Source organism: Alcaligenes sp. RM2 (assembly GCF_052931795.1).
The window spans coordinates 179,506-194,895 of record NZ_JBRFIO010000001.1 but is presented as its reverse complement, the minus strand read 5'-3'; the positions used below and the strand labels follow the sequence as shown (position 1 = coordinate 194,895).

The 15,390-nt window shown below is 56.1% G+C and carries 13 protein-coding genes and 3 tRNA genes; 13 read left to right on the top strand and 3 right to left on the bottom strand.

The features are described 5' to 3' along the window. Positions 1-3: 3 nt before the first annotated feature. Positions 4-903, top strand: coding sequence for an NAD kinase (locus ACU6HM_RS00870; RefSeq protein WP_009459550.1), 900 nt, complete (start codon positions 4-6; stop codon positions 901-903). 6 nt (positions 904-909) lie between these two features. Continuing rightward, entirely contained in the window at positions 910-2,559 is a 1,650-nt protein-coding gene (gene recN, locus ACU6HM_RS00865; RefSeq protein ID WP_374697347.1) for a DNA repair protein RecN, read from the top strand. Positions 2,560-2,734: 175 nt separating this feature from the next. Here recN and fur read toward each other — a convergent pair whose 3' ends face one another. Then, positions 2,735-3,190: a ferric iron uptake transcriptional regulator gene (gene fur, locus ACU6HM_RS00860; RefSeq protein ID WP_035272094.1), complete on the bottom strand. Its 456-nt coding sequence runs from the start codon at positions 3,188-3,190 to the stop codon at positions 2,735-2,737. Positions 3,191-3,303: 113 nt separating this feature from the next. On the opposite strand from fur, the gene ACU6HM_RS00855 reads away from it, so the two are divergent. From ACU6HM_RS00855 to ACU6HM_RS00845, 3 genes are all read left to right on the top strand, one after another. Then, entirely contained in the window at positions 3,304-3,804 is a 501-nt protein-coding gene (locus ACU6HM_RS00855; protein ID WP_196784070.1) for an outer membrane protein assembly factor BamE, read from the top strand. A 25-nt stretch (positions 3,805-3,829) separates the two neighbouring features. Beyond that, complete coding sequence (gene dapB / locus ACU6HM_RS00850; RefSeq protein WP_026483245.1) at positions 3,830-4,621, top strand: 4-hydroxy-tetrahydrodipicolinate reductase; 792 nt, start codon at positions 3,830-3,832, stop codon at positions 4,619-4,621. A gap of 470 nt (positions 4,622-5,091) precedes the next feature. Next, positions 5,092-5,910, top strand: coding sequence for a sterol desaturase family protein (locus tag ACU6HM_RS00845; protein WP_446763246.1), 819 nt, complete (start codon positions 5,092-5,094; stop codon positions 5,908-5,910). A 14-nt stretch (positions 5,911-5,924) separates the two neighbouring features. Here ACU6HM_RS00845 and ACU6HM_RS00840 read toward each other — a convergent pair whose 3' ends face one another. Beyond that, positions 5,925-6,647, bottom strand: coding sequence for a GntR family transcriptional regulator (locus ACU6HM_RS00840; RefSeq protein ID WP_009459556.1), 723 nt, complete (start codon positions 6,645-6,647; stop codon positions 5,925-5,927). Between the two features lie 136 nt (positions 6,648-6,783). On the opposite strand from ACU6HM_RS00840, the gene ACU6HM_RS00835 reads away from it, so the two are divergent. The 4 genes from ACU6HM_RS00835 (at position 6,784) to ACU6HM_RS00820 (ending at position 11,333) form a co-directional block, all read left to right on the top strand. Then, a complete protein-coding gene (locus ACU6HM_RS00835) occupies positions 6,784-7,509 on the top strand; it encodes an alpha/beta fold hydrolase (RefSeq protein ID WP_446763245.1) in 726 nt (241 codons plus the stop codon). Next, positions 7,506-8,753, top strand: coding sequence for an iron-containing alcohol dehydrogenase (locus tag ACU6HM_RS00830; protein ID WP_336971226.1), 1,248 nt, complete (start codon positions 7,506-7,508; stop codon positions 8,751-8,753). Before ACU6HM_RS00835 ends, ACU6HM_RS00830 begins: the two co-directional genes overlap by 4 nt. A gap of 155 nt (positions 8,754-8,908) precedes the next feature. Next, positions 8,909-10,270: an MFS transporter gene (locus ACU6HM_RS00825; RefSeq protein WP_446763244.1), complete on the top strand. Its 1,362-nt coding sequence runs from the start codon at positions 8,909-8,911 to the stop codon at positions 10,268-10,270. A 391-nt stretch (positions 10,271-10,661) separates the two neighbouring features. Beyond that, positions 10,662-11,333: a GntR family transcriptional regulator gene (locus ACU6HM_RS00820; protein ID WP_009459563.1), complete on the top strand. Its 672-nt coding sequence runs from the start codon at positions 10,662-10,664 to the stop codon at positions 11,331-11,333. Here the strand turns inward: ACU6HM_RS00820 and murB are convergent. Next, positions 11,330-12,340 (bottom strand): UDP-N-acetylmuramate dehydrogenase, encoded by a 1,011-nt coding sequence (murB, locus tag ACU6HM_RS00815; RefSeq protein ID WP_446763243.1) that lies wholly within the window; start codon positions 12,338-12,340, stop codon positions 11,330-11,332. The two genes, ACU6HM_RS00820 and murB, sit on opposite strands and share 4 nt — an antisense overlap. A gap of 315 nt (positions 12,341-12,655) precedes the next feature. On the opposite strand from murB, the gene ACU6HM_RS00810 reads away from it, so the two are divergent. From ACU6HM_RS00810 to ACU6HM_RS00795, 4 genes are all read left to right on the top strand, one after another. Next, positions 12,656-12,731: transfer RNA gene (locus tag ACU6HM_RS00810), tRNA-Gly, on the top strand. Between the two features lie 42 nt (positions 12,732-12,773). Further along, a tRNA-Cys gene (locus ACU6HM_RS00805) sits at positions 12,774-12,847 on the top strand. Positions 12,848-12,884: 37 nt separating this feature from the next. After that, positions 12,885-12,960: transfer RNA gene (locus ACU6HM_RS00800), tRNA-Gly, on the top strand. Between the two features lie 437 nt (positions 12,961-13,397). Continuing rightward, on the top strand, positions 13,398-15,365 hold the full coding sequence (locus tag ACU6HM_RS00795; protein ID WP_446763242.1) for an esterase/lipase family protein: 1,968 nt from the start codon (positions 13,398-13,400) through the stop codon (positions 15,363-15,365). Positions 15,366-15,390: the final 25 nt, after the last annotated feature.

Below are 15,390 nucleotides of genomic sequence, written 5' to 3'. Positions count from 1 at the left end.
CCCATGCATTTCAAAACGGTTGCCATTGTTGGCAGATACCAGGACTCCGGCTTGGATGCGCCCATCCGATCGCTGGCTAAAACCCTGGTCAACACTGGTTGCTCGGTGCTGCTTGAGGCCACAACCGCCCAGAATGCCGGTATTACCGAATTCCCCATCGGCGATTATGCCCAAATTGGCGAGCGCGCCGATCTGGCTATCGTGATGGGCGGGGATGGCACCATGATAGGCGCTGCGCGCGAATTAGCCCACAGCAAGGTTCCCCTGATCGGGATCAACCACGGCCGCCTGGGCTTCATTACCGACATTCCCCTGGATGACGCCAACGACGCCTTGCTGCGCGTGCTGAAAGGCGAATACGACATTGAAGAGCGCTCCATGCTGGAAGGCCGCGTGGTGCGTGACGGGCAAGTGCTGTATTCAGGCGTGGCCCTGAACGATGTGGTCATCAACCGTGCCGGGCGCGGCGGCATGATCGAGCTGCGTGTCGAGCTTGACGGCGTATTCATGTACCGCCAGCGCTCCGACGGCCTGATCATCTCCACCCCCACGGGCTCCACGGCCTATGCGCTGGCGGCTAGTGGTCCCTTGCTGCACCCTTCCCTGAAGGCATTTTTGCTGGTCCCCGTTGCTCCGCAAACCCTGTCGCACCGCCCTATCGTGCTACCCGACACAGGCACCCTGAACTTGACCATTACGGCCCTGGGCCGGGTGGAATCGGGTGGCAGCGTGCACTTTGACATGCAAACCTGGTCGGACTGTCAGCAGGGAGACCGCATCGACGTGCGTCGCTCCCAGGACACCATTCGCTTTATCCATCCCAAGGGCTACAGCTTTTTTTCCACCCTGCGTCAGAAGCTGGGCTGGAATCACATCCCTTTGCCTAACGACGAAAACGAATAAACCCCTATGCTCCGTACCCTGCACGTTCGAGACTTTGTGATCGTGGATCAAGCCACGATTGATTTCGACTCCGGCTTCACGGTTTTTTCCGGAGAGACCGGCGCTGGTAAATCCATTCTGATTGACGCGCTCTCCCTGGTGCTGGGGGCACGCGGCGATGCCAAAGCCATCCGCGAGGGCTGTCCGCGCACTGAAGTCAGCGCGCACTTCGATTGTGAACAAGACATTCAAAGCTGGCTGAGCGAGCGTGACTTCGATGTCGCGGACGAGTTGATCTTGCGTCGACTGATCGACCAGCAAGGTCGCAACCGCAGCTACATCAATGGTAGCGCAGCCACCTTGACGCAGTTGCGCGAGCTGGGTGAATTGCTGGTGGATATTCACGGTCAGCACGCTCATCAAAGCCTGATGAACCCTCAAAGCCAATACGATCTGCTCGACAGCCAAGGCGGCCATTTACCCCTGGCGCGCCAAGTGGCGCAGTCCTGGCAGCAATTGAGCCAGGCACGCAAAGCCGTCGAACAGGCCAGTCAAAGTGCTGAGCAGGGCAAACGAGAGCAGGAGCGTCTTGAGTGGCAGATCAACGAGCTGTCCAGCCTGAATCTGCGTGCTGGTGAATGGGACCAGTTGCAACAAGAACACACCCGCCTGTCCCATGCCCAGGCCTTGATTGACGGCAGTGCCTTGGCCCTGACGGCTCTGGATGGCGAGGAAACCTCGGTACAGCAACTGCTGGGCAAAGCGAGCCACGAAATGAGCGCCCTGCTGCGTCATGACCCAGGCCTGCAAGCGATTGTGGATGCCTTGGAGTCGGCACAAATTGCCGTCACCGAAGCAGCTTCGGACTTGAACAGTTATCTAAGCGATATGGAGCTGGACCCCGAACGTCTGGCGCAGGCAGAAGAACGGGTTTCTGCCATTTTCAGTGCCGCACGCAAGCTGAAAGTGGAGCCCGAAGAACTGCCCAGCCTGCTGGAAACCTGGCAGGAACAGTTGGCACAGCTGCAACAGTCTTTTGATCTGGAAGCCCTGCAAGCCAAGGCTCAGCAGGCTGAAAAGCAGTACCAGGAGCTAAGTAGCAAGCTAAGTGCCGCAAGACGCAAAACCAGTGTGCAACTGAGCAAACAGGTCAGCCAGGCGATGCAGTCCATGGCCATGCAAGGCGGTCGCTTCGAGGTCGCCCTGACCGCTTGCGCGCCCCAGGTTCACGGCGCAGAGCAGGTGGAGTTTCTGGTGGCTGGTCACGAAGGGGTAACACCACGCCCGCTGGCCAAAGTGGCCTCGGGTGGTGAGCTGGCCCGAATTTCATTGGCACTGTCTGTTATCGCCAGCCAGGCAGCGCGCGTGCCTACCCTGATTTTTGACGAGGTGGATACGGGTGTCGGTGGCGCGGTGGCCGAAGTGGTGGGACGCTTGCTGCAAGAGTTGGGGGCACGTCATCAGGTCTTGTGTGTGACCCACCTGCCCCAAGTGGCCGCTTGCGGCAACCATCATTTGAAGGTCGAGAAAACGACCGAGCAAGGTCAGACCTTTTCCTCTATCCGTCCTTTGACGCAAGACGAACGCGTGGACGAAATCGCCCGCATGCTGGGTGGTCTGGAAATTACGCAAACAACGCGTGAACATGCGCGGGAAATGCTGGCACGTCAGCGTTAAGCAATTTTGAAACGCAAGCTAAACCACCAGCGCCGAAGCAGCTGGTGGTTTTTTTGTATCCAATCGTGAGGCCCTGTGATCCGGATCTGATTGTTCTTTGAATTTTCAGGATGCCGCCCTGGCTATCCTGCCCCCAATCATCAGATCCCGCACCGGCGGACCCTCTACAAAGGGATTAACTGCGCAAAGTAGGCTTGGCCTGCTTGCCTGCTTCCGAGCACTTGGGGCAAATGCCGTACAGCAGCATGGTATGGCTCTCCAGCACAAAACCGTGGTCTTTGGCGACCTGGTGCTGGCGGGCTTCGATATTGCTGTCGGTAAACTCTTCCACAACGCCACAATTGGTGCAGATCAGGTGATCGTGGTGATCGCCATCATTCAGTTCAAAGACGGCTTTGCCGCCGTCAAACTGGCTGCGCACCAAAATGCCGGCTTGCTCGAACTGGGTCAATACACGGTAAACCGTGGCCAAACCAATATCGACTTCTTCGGCAATAAGCAGGCGGTATACGTCTTCAGCGCTCAGGTGGCGTTGACCGTCCTGGTCGGAGCGGCGAAAAATATCCAGAATCTTCAGGCGCGGAAAAGTCGCCTTAAGCCCCATGTTCTTCAGTTCATTTTGATCGTTCATGGCTAAATTATCGCATCTTGATGGGGATGGATCTCAAGTCCGTCCTGGTTGAAAACCAGCTCGTCTTGAGGCGGTTCAATGCGCAATTCATGCGCTTTTTCCTAAACCCTTATATGATAACGATTTTATTCCTACTGGGGCATTTCGTGCAGAAGAAGGCCAATTCATTCACTCCTGTCATCCGCGCCATACTCGCAGCCAGCCTGGCTGCCGCCGCCCTGAGCGCCTGCGGATCCTCTAAATGGGGCTTCCCATACCGCGCCGACATTCAGCAGGGGAACTGGATCACTGCCGAGCAAGTGGCCCGCCTGCAATCGGGGATGACACGCGAACAGGTTCGTTACCTGCTGGGTTCGCCCACCTTGCAAGACATTTTCCACGCCGACCGTTGGGACTACCCTTACCTGAACAAGCCTGGCTACGGCAAGAGCGAGCAGCGCACCTTTACCGTCTGGTTTGAAGGCGACACTCTGGTTCGCTGGGAAGGCGACGAGCAACCTGACCGCCAACCCTTCGAGCGCAGCGACACAGGCAAGAAACACACCCCGCCCCCCGCTGATGCCGACCAAGCCGCCCCAACGCCCAGCGTGAGCGGCAACCAGCCTACGCTTTAAGCTTTACGTTAAGGACACAGGATACATGCGCATTGCCATTGCTGGCGCAGACGGCCGTATGGGCCGTATGCTGATTGAAGCTGTTTTGAACAGTACTGACCTGACACTGGCCGCGGCCTTGGACCACAGCGGCTCCAAAGCCATTGGTCAGGACGCAGGAGCCTTTCTGGGTAAAGACACAGGTATCAAAGTCACGGACGACCTGAACGCCCTGGCCCAGGCAGATTGCCTGATCGACTTCACCCGCCCTGAAGGCACCATGGCCCATCTGGACGCCTGCATGCAGCACGGCACCCGTCTGGTCATTGGCACTACCGGTTTTTCCGAAGCAGAGAAACAACAGATTCTGGCGGCTGGTCGCGAGATTGCCATTGTCTTCGCCCCGAACATGAGCGTAGGCGTCAATGCCACCCTGAAGTTGATTGAAATGGCGGCTGCCTTGCTGAACCAGGGCTACGACGCCGAGGTGTTTGAGGCCCACCACCGCAACAAGGTGGATGCGCCATCGGGGACAGCTCTGGCTATGGGCGAAGCCATTGCCAAAACCTGGGGTGAATCCCTGAACGATGTAGCCGACTGGGCCCGCCACGGCCACACCGGTGCCCGTCAGGATGGCCGCATTGGTTTCTCCGTCGTCCGTGGTGGCGATATTGTGGGCGACCACACCGTGTTTTTCTGCGGCGAAGGCGAGCGCATCGAAATCTCGCACCGCTCCAGCAGCCGTGCTGGCTATGCCAACGGCAGCCTGCGTGCAGCCCGTTTCCTGGGCGATAAAAACACTGGCCTGTACAACATGCAAGACGTGCTGGGCCTGTAAGTTCCTGACTTGCAAACGCTCTGACCAAAAGCCGGCTTTCGAGCCGGCTTTTTTTATCTTCGCTTAACAGATCCTCCTCCTGTTGGCTACTTTCCGAAAGTGGCTACGCTGGATTGATCTGACCAGCACCTATCCCTTTGCCTGTGCCCCTGCCCTTTACCTTCTTTTGTCCTTTACCTGTCCCTTCATCTCCTGCCCCAGCCTGGGTCCAGTGTGTCCCGTCCTGCCCCCTCCCGCCTCGCCTCACCGCAAAAAAAAAGCAGCTCCAAGCCCGCCAGTGAAACTGCACAGCCAGTCCTGAGCCTGGCCTGAAAACTGCTCAACCCAGCGCTACAGCGGCTTCACCCCTTAAGTCGCCCCCTTGCCACATTTCCTCCCCCCTGTTTTCCCTGCTTGACGCAGAAAAAAATATCACTAATATGTTAGTTGGATATTCAAAGAATGAACCTTTTCCGCAGGAGACAACCGACATGATGAGCGAACGCCAACGCAAGTTCCGAGAGGACTACAAATCCAACATCAGCCCCGCCTACAACGGCATTGTTCACGTGGTAGTGACCTATATCGTGGGCTTGGCAGCGATTTACTACAGCATCACCCAGCTAGGCCCGGTAGGTTGGGAATGGCTGATTGTGATCCCCGTTTTTCTGGCGGGTAATTTTGTTGAATGGGCCATGCACCGTTATGTGATGCACCGACGCATCAACATCATTGGCTTGCGGGAAATCTACGAACGCCACACCCGCCAGCATCACCAGTACTTCACCGACAACGCAGCCACAATTGATTCCAGCAAGGAGTTCCGGATTGTGTTTTTCCCCTGGCGCGTTCTGGCCACGTTGGGGGTAGGCGGCGGGATTCTGGGCTGGCTGGCCGCAACCATCATCAACCCCAATGCAGGCTATTTTGTATTCATGACCATGGTGGCACAGTACCTGGTGTACGAGGCCTTTCACTACTGCTGCCATGTGCATGAGAACAGCTTTGTGCGCAATATGCCCTTCATCAACACCATTCGCCGCCACCATACCGCCCACCACAATCAGGGCATCATGATGAAGTACAACATGAACCTGACGTTCCCGATTGCAGACTGGGCCATGGGCACTACGGATCTGCGTCGCGGTCTGCTTGGCCACCTGTTCAATGGCTATAGCGAAAAGCACGTCAAGGAAGAGCTCAAGCCCATTATTCGCCGTTTCCGTTTTGAAGATACTGGCGACACCACGGACGGCCCGGCCTTGAAAAAAGAAGAGGCCCACGCCCTGGAGCGTGGCCTGGCCAGCTAAGGCCCTGCCTGTCCTTACAAGCTGGAAATCAGGGTCGTGCGGGCGAGTTCTTCGATGTAGTCCATCAAGAGATCCAGGCTTTGACCGGCCTGGTCCATATCGCCCCCGGCAATGGACATCGCCAAGTTGGCATGCAGTCTGCCCATCTGCGTTAAATCCGGATTTTGCTGATAGTGGCAGAACCAGAAACGACGGGATAGCCCATGTGTCAGACGCATCGCTGCCTCGGCAAACTCATTGCGAGCCGCCTCGATTTCCAGCTCATTCAACCGTCGATCTGCCCGGATAAAACTGACTTCATCGTTCTGGGTGGCTGCTTCCAGGAAAGCATCATGCAAGCTCTTGAATTGCTCGCGTTGATCGCGTGTCGCCCGTTTGGCCGCACTACGGCAGATCAGACGCTCGATCTCCCGTCGCGTCTCGATCAGGCGCAGTTGCTTGGGCATGTCCAGCTCTGGAATCAACAGCCCACGCTGCGGCAAGACCAGCATCAAATGTTCGCGTGCCAGACGTTGAATGGCCTCCCGAATCGGCGTGCGGCCAATCTCGAACATCTGGCTCAAGGTCAGCTCGGACACGATGCTGCCCGGCGGCAGCTTCAGGGTAATGATGGCTTCTTCCAAACGCTCGTAAGCAATGTCTGTGAGCTTGGGCTTGGGTTCCGTCAAGGCCTTGATGTCCAGCACCTCATCTTGAGCCTGCCCTTTTCCCGCTACCTTCCGCTTGCTTGTAACCATGCTGACCCTGCCTTTAAAACGCAGCGTTTGCTGCTGACACCCAAACTCTGACGCCTGCTCTGGCGCTGCAAGTACAAGGCCGGAACTGGGCAACAGCCTCATATCTTAGTTGTATTTATCTACTCCAGGAAGCCACATGAGCATTGCCTGCGATTCAAAACAAACCACCATCATTGCCGTGCATGGGATTCAGGGCACCCATCGCAGCTGGCTGCCAGTGGTCAACGCCAGCTCGAATTTGATGTCCTGGCACACCCCGGACTTGCGAGGCCGAGGCAATACCTTTCGCGGCTCCAGCCAGGTAGATTACGGGCTGGACGGCTTTGTGCAGGATCTACGCGCCAGCATTCAAGCCTTGCCTGAACACACGCCCTATGTCCTGGCAGGCTGGAGCCTGGGCGTCTCGGTGGTGCTGCAAACCTGTCTGACTTTACTGGACGAACAGGCCCCACTGCCTCAAGCCCTGCTGTTGTTATCGGGCACAGCCAGCCTGAACCGGACTCAATGGTTCAAGGCCCAGGACACGCCTGCCTTGCTGCAAGAAATTGCAGAACGGGAACAGCGCCTGGGCCTGCTGGAGGCCGCAGGTCATCTAGATGTGGCCTGGACCTGGCTGGCTAATCGGCACCACGACCTGTATGCGCAACTTCCCCGTATTTCCATCCCCTCTTTGATCATCCACGGCGAGCAGGATCAGGACTGTCCCATTGAGCACGCCCACCGGTTGGCGCAGGCACTGCCACAAGCCACCTTGCACAGCCTGCCTGATGCGGGCCACAGCATTCTGGGCTCGCACACTGAACTGATCGCCTCATTGATAGAACCCTTCTGCTCTCTACACACCGCAAGGACTGCCGTATGAACACACACGTTTTCTTTTGCCCACCACCCCGCACCCTGATGGGACGCGGCTGCCGCCATGAACTACCTGCCTTGATTGCCCACCTGGGCTGGCGTCGCGGCTTATTGATTACCGACCGTTTTTTCACCATTCAAACCACCTGGGTTCAGGACCACATCGCCGCCTGTAGAGAACAGGGAATTGAGCTTGTGGTTTTTGATGGTGGCGAGCCAGATCCTTCCACTACCTTATGTGATCAGGCCACGCTGCAAGTACGTGCTCACCTGGCCGATCACCCTATCGATTTCGTATTGGCGTTGGGCGGCGGAAGCAATATAGATCTGGCTAAAGCCCTGTGTCTGACCGTCCCCACCGGGGAGCCCATACGCACCTACAGCGGGACCTGGCCCGCCCACACCAAGCCCTTGCCCTTGATCGCCCTGCCCACCACCTCCGGCACGGGATCAGAAGCAACACCGGGAGCCATTCTGGTCGACCCCGACAATGCCACCAAAATTGCCGTCATGGGCAATGCACTGCGTCCCGCCATTGCGGTCATCGACCCGGAACTCAGCGATAGCTGCCCACCCCGCGTCACTGCCGACGCCGGTATCGATGCCCTGACCCACGCGATTGAATCCTTTATGACGCAGGATGCCAGCCTGTTTGATCGTGGTGGCAGCCCCGACCCTGGCTATAGTGGCCGATCCAGCCTGACCATGATGTTCGCACGCGAGTCCATACGCCTGTGCGGCCAGTACATGCTGCGAACCTATCGCGACGGCACCGACACTGAAGCCCGTGATGGCATGGCCAGCGCCAGCTACTATGCCGCCCTGTCCTACGGCACGGCAGGTCTGAATGCGGTACACGGCATAGCCTACGCACTGGCAGGTTTGACGCATCAATCTCACGGCACCACCAATGCCGTGCTGCTGCCCTACGTTCTGGACGAACTGCGTGAAACTCGCGCCTCGGAATTGCTGGAAGTCGCCCAACTACTGGGCATGCCAACCGGCAAGCCGGAAGATACCTTACTGGCCCTGCCTGCCTATGTGCGGTCGCTGGTCGAACAACTGGACACCCCCTCTGACCTGAGCCAATGCGGCGTACAAGAGCATCAGCTGGAGCGCCTGTTGAGCGACGCCCTGCAAGTGACTCGTCTTGCCAAAGCCTTCCCGGTTGCTGACTGCACCAGCGCCTATCAACGCATTATTCAACACGCTTTTGAGGGCTCTTTAGCCGGAGCACTAACCCACAATTAATTAGCCAGCTAAGTACATACCATTATTTAATCTTAAAATAGATACCACTAGTATCCATGTAATATATTAGTAGAAGAAAAAAGGCCTGCCATGGCCTGACGGCAGGTCACCTATACATAAAACCCGCCACAAGAGCGGACCTACAGGAGACACCAATGACAGCCGTATCCCCCAATGTGGCCAATCGCCTGGAGCGATTACCCATGACACGCTATCAACGCATGCTGTTCGGTATTATCGCGACCGCCTGGTTCTTTGACTCCATGGACCTGGGCATCATGACTTTTGTTTTAGGTTCCATCAAAGTAGAAATGGGGCTCAGCACCGCGCAAGCGGGGATGCTGGCCAGCTCCAGCTTTTTAGGCATGTTTTTGGGTGCTGCCATTGCGGGCATGCTGGCAGACAAGTACGGGCGCAAACCTGTCTTTCAATGGAGCATGATTTTTTGGGGTGTAGGAAGCCTGGCCTGTGGCCTGTCCCAAAACGTCGAGCAGTTGATGGCGTTCCGGGTGCTGCTGGGGTTTGGCATGGGAATGGAATTTCCCATCGGCCTGGCCATGGTTTCGGAGATCGTGCCCGCTAAAAGTCGCGGTCGGTACATCGCGATTCTGGAAGGCTTCTGGCCGCTGGGCTTTATCAGCGCCGGGATTCTGACCTACCTGAGCCTGGACTATATAGGCTGGCGCGGGATCTTCATTGCCCTGTCTATCCCCGCCCTGTTTGTGTTTGTGATCCGCCGTTGGGTTCCTGAGTCCCCCCGCTGGCTGGAAGAAGCAGGCCATAACGACCGCGCCGAACAAGTCACCACGGCCTTTGAACATAAAGTTATTCAGGCCAACGGCGGCCAGGCCCTGCCCTCTCCCCTGCCTCCCACCCCTTGCGAGAAGTTGAAACGTGGCGCGCTGTTTGCCCAACTTTGGCAAGGCCAATACGCCCGCCGCACCTTGATGCTGTGGATGCTGTGGTTCTTCTCCTTGCTGGGCTACTACGGTCTGACTACCTGGCTGAGCGCACTGCTACAACAAGCCGGGTATGAAGTCACCAAGTCCGTTACCTACACCATCTATATTTCCCTGGCCGGTATTCCAGGCTTCATCTTCTCGGCCTGGTTGCTGGAGAAATGGGGACGCAAGGCAACCATGGTCTTGATGCTATTCGGTAGCGCCGGCTGTGCCTTTATTTATGGCCATGTCGCCACCAGCCAAGCACCTGTGGCCCAATTGATTGGCGCCGGTTTGTGCATGCAGTTCTTCATGTTTGGCATGTGGTCGGTTTTGTATGCCTACACCCCCGAGCTGTACCCCACGCGGACACGCAGCACAGGCGCAGGTTTTGCCTCTTCCATTGGCCGACTGGGTTCCTTGTTCGGACCGCTGCTGGTGGGCTTTATCCTGCCCTGGACCGGTCATGCAGGCGTTTTCACCTTGGGGGCTATTTCCTTTTCTATTGCAGCGTTGGTGGTGATTGCATTGGGGGTGGAAACCAAGGGACGTTCGCTGGAGGAAGTTTCGGCTTAAGAGACTGATTCAATTGATGATTAGTTAACTTAATGCTCAATAAAAAACCCGTGTCAGCCTATGTCGCTGACACGGGTTTTTAGCTTATGAATGGCCAAACTCAATTCCCAGTGCCGCTCAGAAACAAAACGAACTGAACGCGCCCCTCCCCAGTTGCTCAAGCCCGCCACAAGCAGATAAACCACTATTCAAAGCAAGGGTTTGGGCAAGCCAAACTCGATATCAAAACCCCTATTTTTATGCGCCATAAATCTGCGCAAAGCGCTGTTTATTCAAGAATAAGTCCGCAAGCTAAAATCCCGTCTGGCATTTCAAAATATATATAATTTGAAATGCCAAACATAACTAAAATCAAATACGAAACCCGACGCGCGCAAACCGGAGACGCTAAATGAGTATTCCCTCCTCCTCTGATGACACTTTGCTGGCCACCCAGGCGTTTCAGGCATTTCGTCATTTATTGGCTACAGGGCAGGTACGCGCGGGGCAGATGGTGTCGATGGCGGAGCTGATGAAATTAAGCGACTTCCCTCTGGCCCCAGTGCGTGAAGCCGTCAAACGCGCTGCGGCTGCCGGGCTGGTGTCCATCCTGCCCAAGCGGGGAGTGCTGGTTCTGGAGGCAACCACGGAAGCGCTACGGGAATGCTTTCAGCTGCGCTGTGTCTTTGATCAGGAGGGGGCCAGGATACTGGCTAGCTGTGCCAAGCAGCCCGCATTGGAGAGTTTGCGGGACAAGCACGAGAAGATTCTGGAGCAGGCACAAAGCGGCCTTGTTACCACCGCTTTGCAGATTCAGGCCATGGAAGTGGACTGGGCCTTGCATCGCTATCTGGCTCAAGCACTACAGAACCGCTCGGCCATGACAATCTACGAAGAGAACTGTGATCGCATCAATGTGCTGCAGCACTCGCGCCGCCCTTTACCCGAGCGCATTGTGCCCGCCATGAAGGAGCATTTACAGATTCTGGATACGCTACAGGCAGGAAACCCCGAAGCGGCCATGGAAGCCGTGCGCCACCATCTGGCACAAACTCTGCGATGGTGGGGCGCGGTCGATGTTTAATTGACAATAACGGGCTCTTGTTCCAACTCCACGCCGAAGCGTTCCCGAACAGAACCCCGAATCGCCTGGGCCAGGCGTTCAATATCATGCGCAGTTCCGCCACCATGATTCACCAGCACCAAAGCCTGGCGATCGTGCACGCCCACGGCACCATCACGCTTGCCTTTCCAGCCACACTGGTCAATCAACCAGCCCGCCGCTAGTTTGCATTGGCCCTGTCCAACTTCATAAGAAACCAGATTGGGCCATTGCTGCTTCAAGGCATCACGCTGCTCGGTCTGCACAAGGGGATTCTTGAAGAAACTGCCCGCATTACCCAAGACACGAGGGTCAGGCAATTTTTGACGACGAATCTCGCAGACTGCATCAAAAATACGTTGAGGGTCTGGCTCCCCCGCCAAATGAGCTTGCTTATTAAGATCGGGGTACTCCAGCACCGGCGTCCACTGACGCGGCAAGGCAAAGCGCACCGCCAGAATCAACCAGCTTCCAGCCGGGTCATGCTTGAAACGACTGTCTCTATAAGCAAAGCCACACTCGGCCGCAGACAGCTCCACCTCTTTGCCTTCTTTAAAGCTCCAGGCCAGCACACTGTGCACCCGCTGCTCCAGCTCCAGACCGTAAGCACCAATATTCTGAACCGGGGCCGCGCCCACCGTGCCGGGAATCAAAGCCAGGTTCTCCAGACCGGGCCAGCCTTGATTCAAACAATACTGCACAAAGTCATGCCAGCACTCGCCCGCCTGCGCTTCCACAATATAGGCATCTTCCTCCTCCTGCAGTAAACGAATCCCTTTGCTTTCTACCTTGATCACCAGAGCATCAACTTGTTCGGCCAGCACCACATTGCTGCCACCGCCCAGCACAAAGATACGCTCGCCCTGCTCCACCAGCGCTTGCAAGGCAGGCAGCTGGGTAACATTGTCATACACCACCAGGTCGCGCGCGCGGCTGCCCAAACCCAAGGTATTAAAAGAGCTCAAATCCACATTATGCTGCCTGTCCACGGCCCTGTCCCACGATCAAAGAAAGCAGTAAGCATAGCTCGGACAGACAATTTTCCGGAAAAATTTAAAGAATCTATTGACAAGCTTCTTTGCTGCAGTCTATAGTTACGTTCTTGCTTAACGCAGCGTCGGTTTCGCAGCAAAAAGCAGTTTGAAGGCAAGCTAGTTTGTTAGGCAGTACTGATAAAAAGCTTAGGCAAAATATCAAAAACGCTTGACAAACAAAGATAGCCACTCTAAACTAGCTTTCTTTACTTAATAAGAAATAGCTAATAAGTAAAACGCTGAAAACAGATTCAATCTGCACAGCAAAATGCGGGAGTAGCTCAGTTGGTAGAGCGCAACCTTGCCAAGGTTGAGGTCGCGAGTTCGAGACTCGTCTCCCGCTCCAGATTCCTAAGGGAAGCCTATGCTTCCCTTTTTAATCGACCACGGCGCAATGGCAGAGTGGTTATGCAGCGGATTGCAAATCCGTCTAGGTCGGTTCGATTCCGGCTTGCGCCTCCAGTAATTCTGGTCACAAGTCGGTAGTGCAGTAAAAAATGCGGGAGTAGCTCAGTTGGTAGAGCGCAACCTTGCCAAGGTTGAGGTCGCGAGTTCGAGACTCGTCTCCCGCTCCAAATTCAAAAAGCCCAAACTTCGGTTTGGGCTTTTTTCTTTTCTGCTGCAGGCAAGCGTTAGAGCAGATAAAACACCATAAGAGCAAACCGATAGTTCCACCACGCTCTGATGTGGGTCCACCCTACACGCTTAAAGCTAGCCCCTCACCAAGAATTAGCGCTTTACATTGCAGCGATGCCTGGAACGCTGCGCCTACGAACGCAGTGCCTCCATACAGACTGAATACACCTACCGCGCCCGCAGCAAAGAAAACTAAGCACGCTTTGCACAGCCCAGATCCGGCTGCTGCCAGTACCAGGCCTATAGGTTAATATCGCATTTCGCACACGGACACATTCCGCAGATCTGCCGATTTGGCGCCGCTGGACAGCTGCTTGAGTCCGTATCACGGCACCAAGCTCCTCTAAACCCGTCAACGAACCCACTGTAGAACGTGATGGCCTTGATTAATCCTGTACGGAACACGCTGCTTGACCTGGCACCGGTACAAGCCATCGCGACCAGCTTGAAGCGGCTTGTATCTGGCAAGCATAGGAGCGGGCTACACAAGGCTGGGGCCATCACAGTTCTGGCCATACTGCTGAGCGGCTGCGCCGGCGTCAAAATAGCCACTGTCAGCACCGAGGACTACATTGCCCAACGCCGTGGCGACATTCTTACCACTAATAAACTCAGCGCCTCCGCACGCGATACGCTGACCAGTCTAGCTATCGCGCCCGAGCAATGCGCTAAAGATATTCCCCACTGCTCTTCCAGGCTGATAGAGCTGTGGAATCTGGACACCGAGCAGCGCATGGCCACCTTGGCCGAGATCTGGACGCAAGAGGCCTTGCGTTTGCAGGGGCGTCGCAATGCCCGGCCAGACTTCTCGACCGAGCTGTTCGATGCCTATCTGCAAAGCGCCCGCTATGCCTACGCCTATCTGTTCTTCACGGATCGCAGGCCAGGAGACCGGGCATTTGAAGACCGCCAGACCCAGGTGCGTGACTACTACAACTACGCGGTGCAGCAAGCGACCATGCTGCTGTTTGCCAAGTATCACGACACCAGCTACGCCTTCCAGAAAACTATCGAGATTGGTCGGTGGCGTATTCGTGGTGATCTGTCCCAGGTACGCGATGCCACCGCCCCTCAGCCCCATGAGCTGATTCCGGCCTCCCAATTAACATTCCGCGGGGTGCGCAGCATTTATCGGCGCGACGGTTTTGGAGCCGAGATGGTGGTCGTGAACGAGTCAAAAGATGTCACGCCGAACAGCTTTCAAAGCACCTACAGCGAACCGCCTTTCCAGGCTGTCACGGGGATTATCACTTTCCCCGGCGAAACCCTGTCCCAGGTTCTGCAAACTCGCGACGCCACCATTATTGGCTACGATCCGTACCAGCAAACCAGCGTCAAGCTGAAAGACGTGCAAGTGCCCTTGGCGGCCAATTACACCTCTGCCTACGGGCTATGGCTGGCGCGCTCGGACTTCTCGACCCAGGCTTTGCGCACCGTCCTGGGACGGGACGGTGGTCTTGAATCCCCGCATGTGTTCCTGCTGCAACCCTATGACCCGAATCGCCGCGTCATCATCATGCTGCACGGCCTGGCCAGCAGCCCGGAAGCTTGGATTAACGTCGCCAATGAGGTGCTGGGCGATGAGGAGTTACGGGATCGCTATCAGATCTGGCAGGTCTACTATCCAACCAATCTGCCCCTGCCATATAACAATGCCGAAATTCGGAAAGCCCTGACAGAAACCTTCCGGCATTTTGATCCGGACAGGAAGGCCATTGCCTCAAACAATATCGTGGTGATCGGCCATAGCATGGGCGGTGTGCTGGGACGTTTGCTGGTGTCCTCGTCCGACAATCTGCTGGAAGACGCAGCCCGCGACCGTTATCAAATGGATGATGTCAGCATTGCCAGAATGAATCAGGAGTTTGGCAATGTGGTGCACTTCTCTCCCCTGCCCGGCGTGACGACAGCCATCTTTATTGCTGCGCCTCACAAGGGCACGCCGTTTGCAGGAAATCGTATTTCACGCTTGGCGGCAGCACTGATTACCTTGCCGGTTACGGTGGTGACTCAACTCAACAAACTTAGCCAGGTGGCGGTTGGCAATACGCCCGCCAAAGACGAGATGCTGATCCTGCCCAATGGCGTGGAAAGCCTGCGCGACAGCGATCCCTTCATGCAGATCACCTCCAAAATGCCGATCTCCACGCAAGTGCGGTATCACAGCATTATTGCCAATTACACGCCCAAAAAAGACCTGCTGTATTCGGACGATGGGCTGGTGCCCTATCAAAGCTCCCATCTACCTGGTGCGACCTCGGAACTGGTGATTCCCTTCTCCCACAGCGTACAGGAAACGCCCGAGGCAATTCTGGAAATTCGGCGGATTTTGCGGGAGCAGTAGCAGCAAAACACATGCTCCACCTGAC

Excerpts from the sequence above, each read along its gene's own strand:
- ACU6HM_RS00840 (WP_009459556.1), bottom strand. The coding sequence starts at position 6,647 with ATGGTTACAAGCAAGCGGAAGGTAGCGGGAAAAGGGCAGGCTCAAGAT.
- fur (WP_035272094.1), bottom strand. The coding sequence starts at position 3,190 with ATGAACGATCAAAATGAACTGAAGAACATGGGGCTTAAGGCGACTTTT.
- ACU6HM_RS00830 (WP_336971226.1), top strand. The coding sequence starts at position 7,506 with ATGAACACACACGTTTTCTTTTGCCCACCACCCCGCACCCTGATGGGA.
- ACU6HM_RS00825 (WP_446763244.1), top strand. The coding sequence starts at position 8,909 with ATGACAGCCGTATCCCCCAATGTGGCCAATCGCCTGGAGCGATTACCC.
- recN (WP_374697347.1), top strand. The coding sequence starts at position 910 with ATGCTCCGTACCCTGCACGTTCGAGACTTTGTGATCGTGGATCAAGCC.
- ACU6HM_RS00845 (WP_446763246.1), top strand. The coding sequence starts at position 5,092 with ATGATGAGCGAACGCCAACGCAAGTTCCGAGAGGACTACAAATCCAAC.
- ACU6HM_RS00820 (WP_009459563.1), top strand. The coding sequence starts at position 10,662 with ATGAGTATTCCCTCCTCCTCTGATGACACTTTGCTGGCCACCCAGGCG.
- ACU6HM_RS00870 (WP_009459550.1), top strand. The coding sequence starts at position 4 with ATGCATTTCAAAACGGTTGCCATTGTTGGCAGATACCAGGACTCCGGC.
- ACU6HM_RS00835 (WP_446763245.1), top strand. The coding sequence starts at position 6,784 with ATGAGCATTGCCTGCGATTCAAAACAAACCACCATCATTGCCGTGCAT.
- ACU6HM_RS00855 (WP_196784070.1), top strand. The coding sequence starts at position 3,304 with ATGATAACGATTTTATTCCTACTGGGGCATTTCGTGCAGAAGAAGGCC.
- ACU6HM_RS00795 (WP_446763242.1), top strand. The coding sequence starts at position 13,398 with ATGGCCTTGATTAATCCTGTACGGAACACGCTGCTTGACCTGGCACCG.
- dapB (WP_026483245.1), top strand. The coding sequence starts at position 3,830 with ATGCGCATTGCCATTGCTGGCGCAGACGGCCGTATGGGCCGTATGCTG.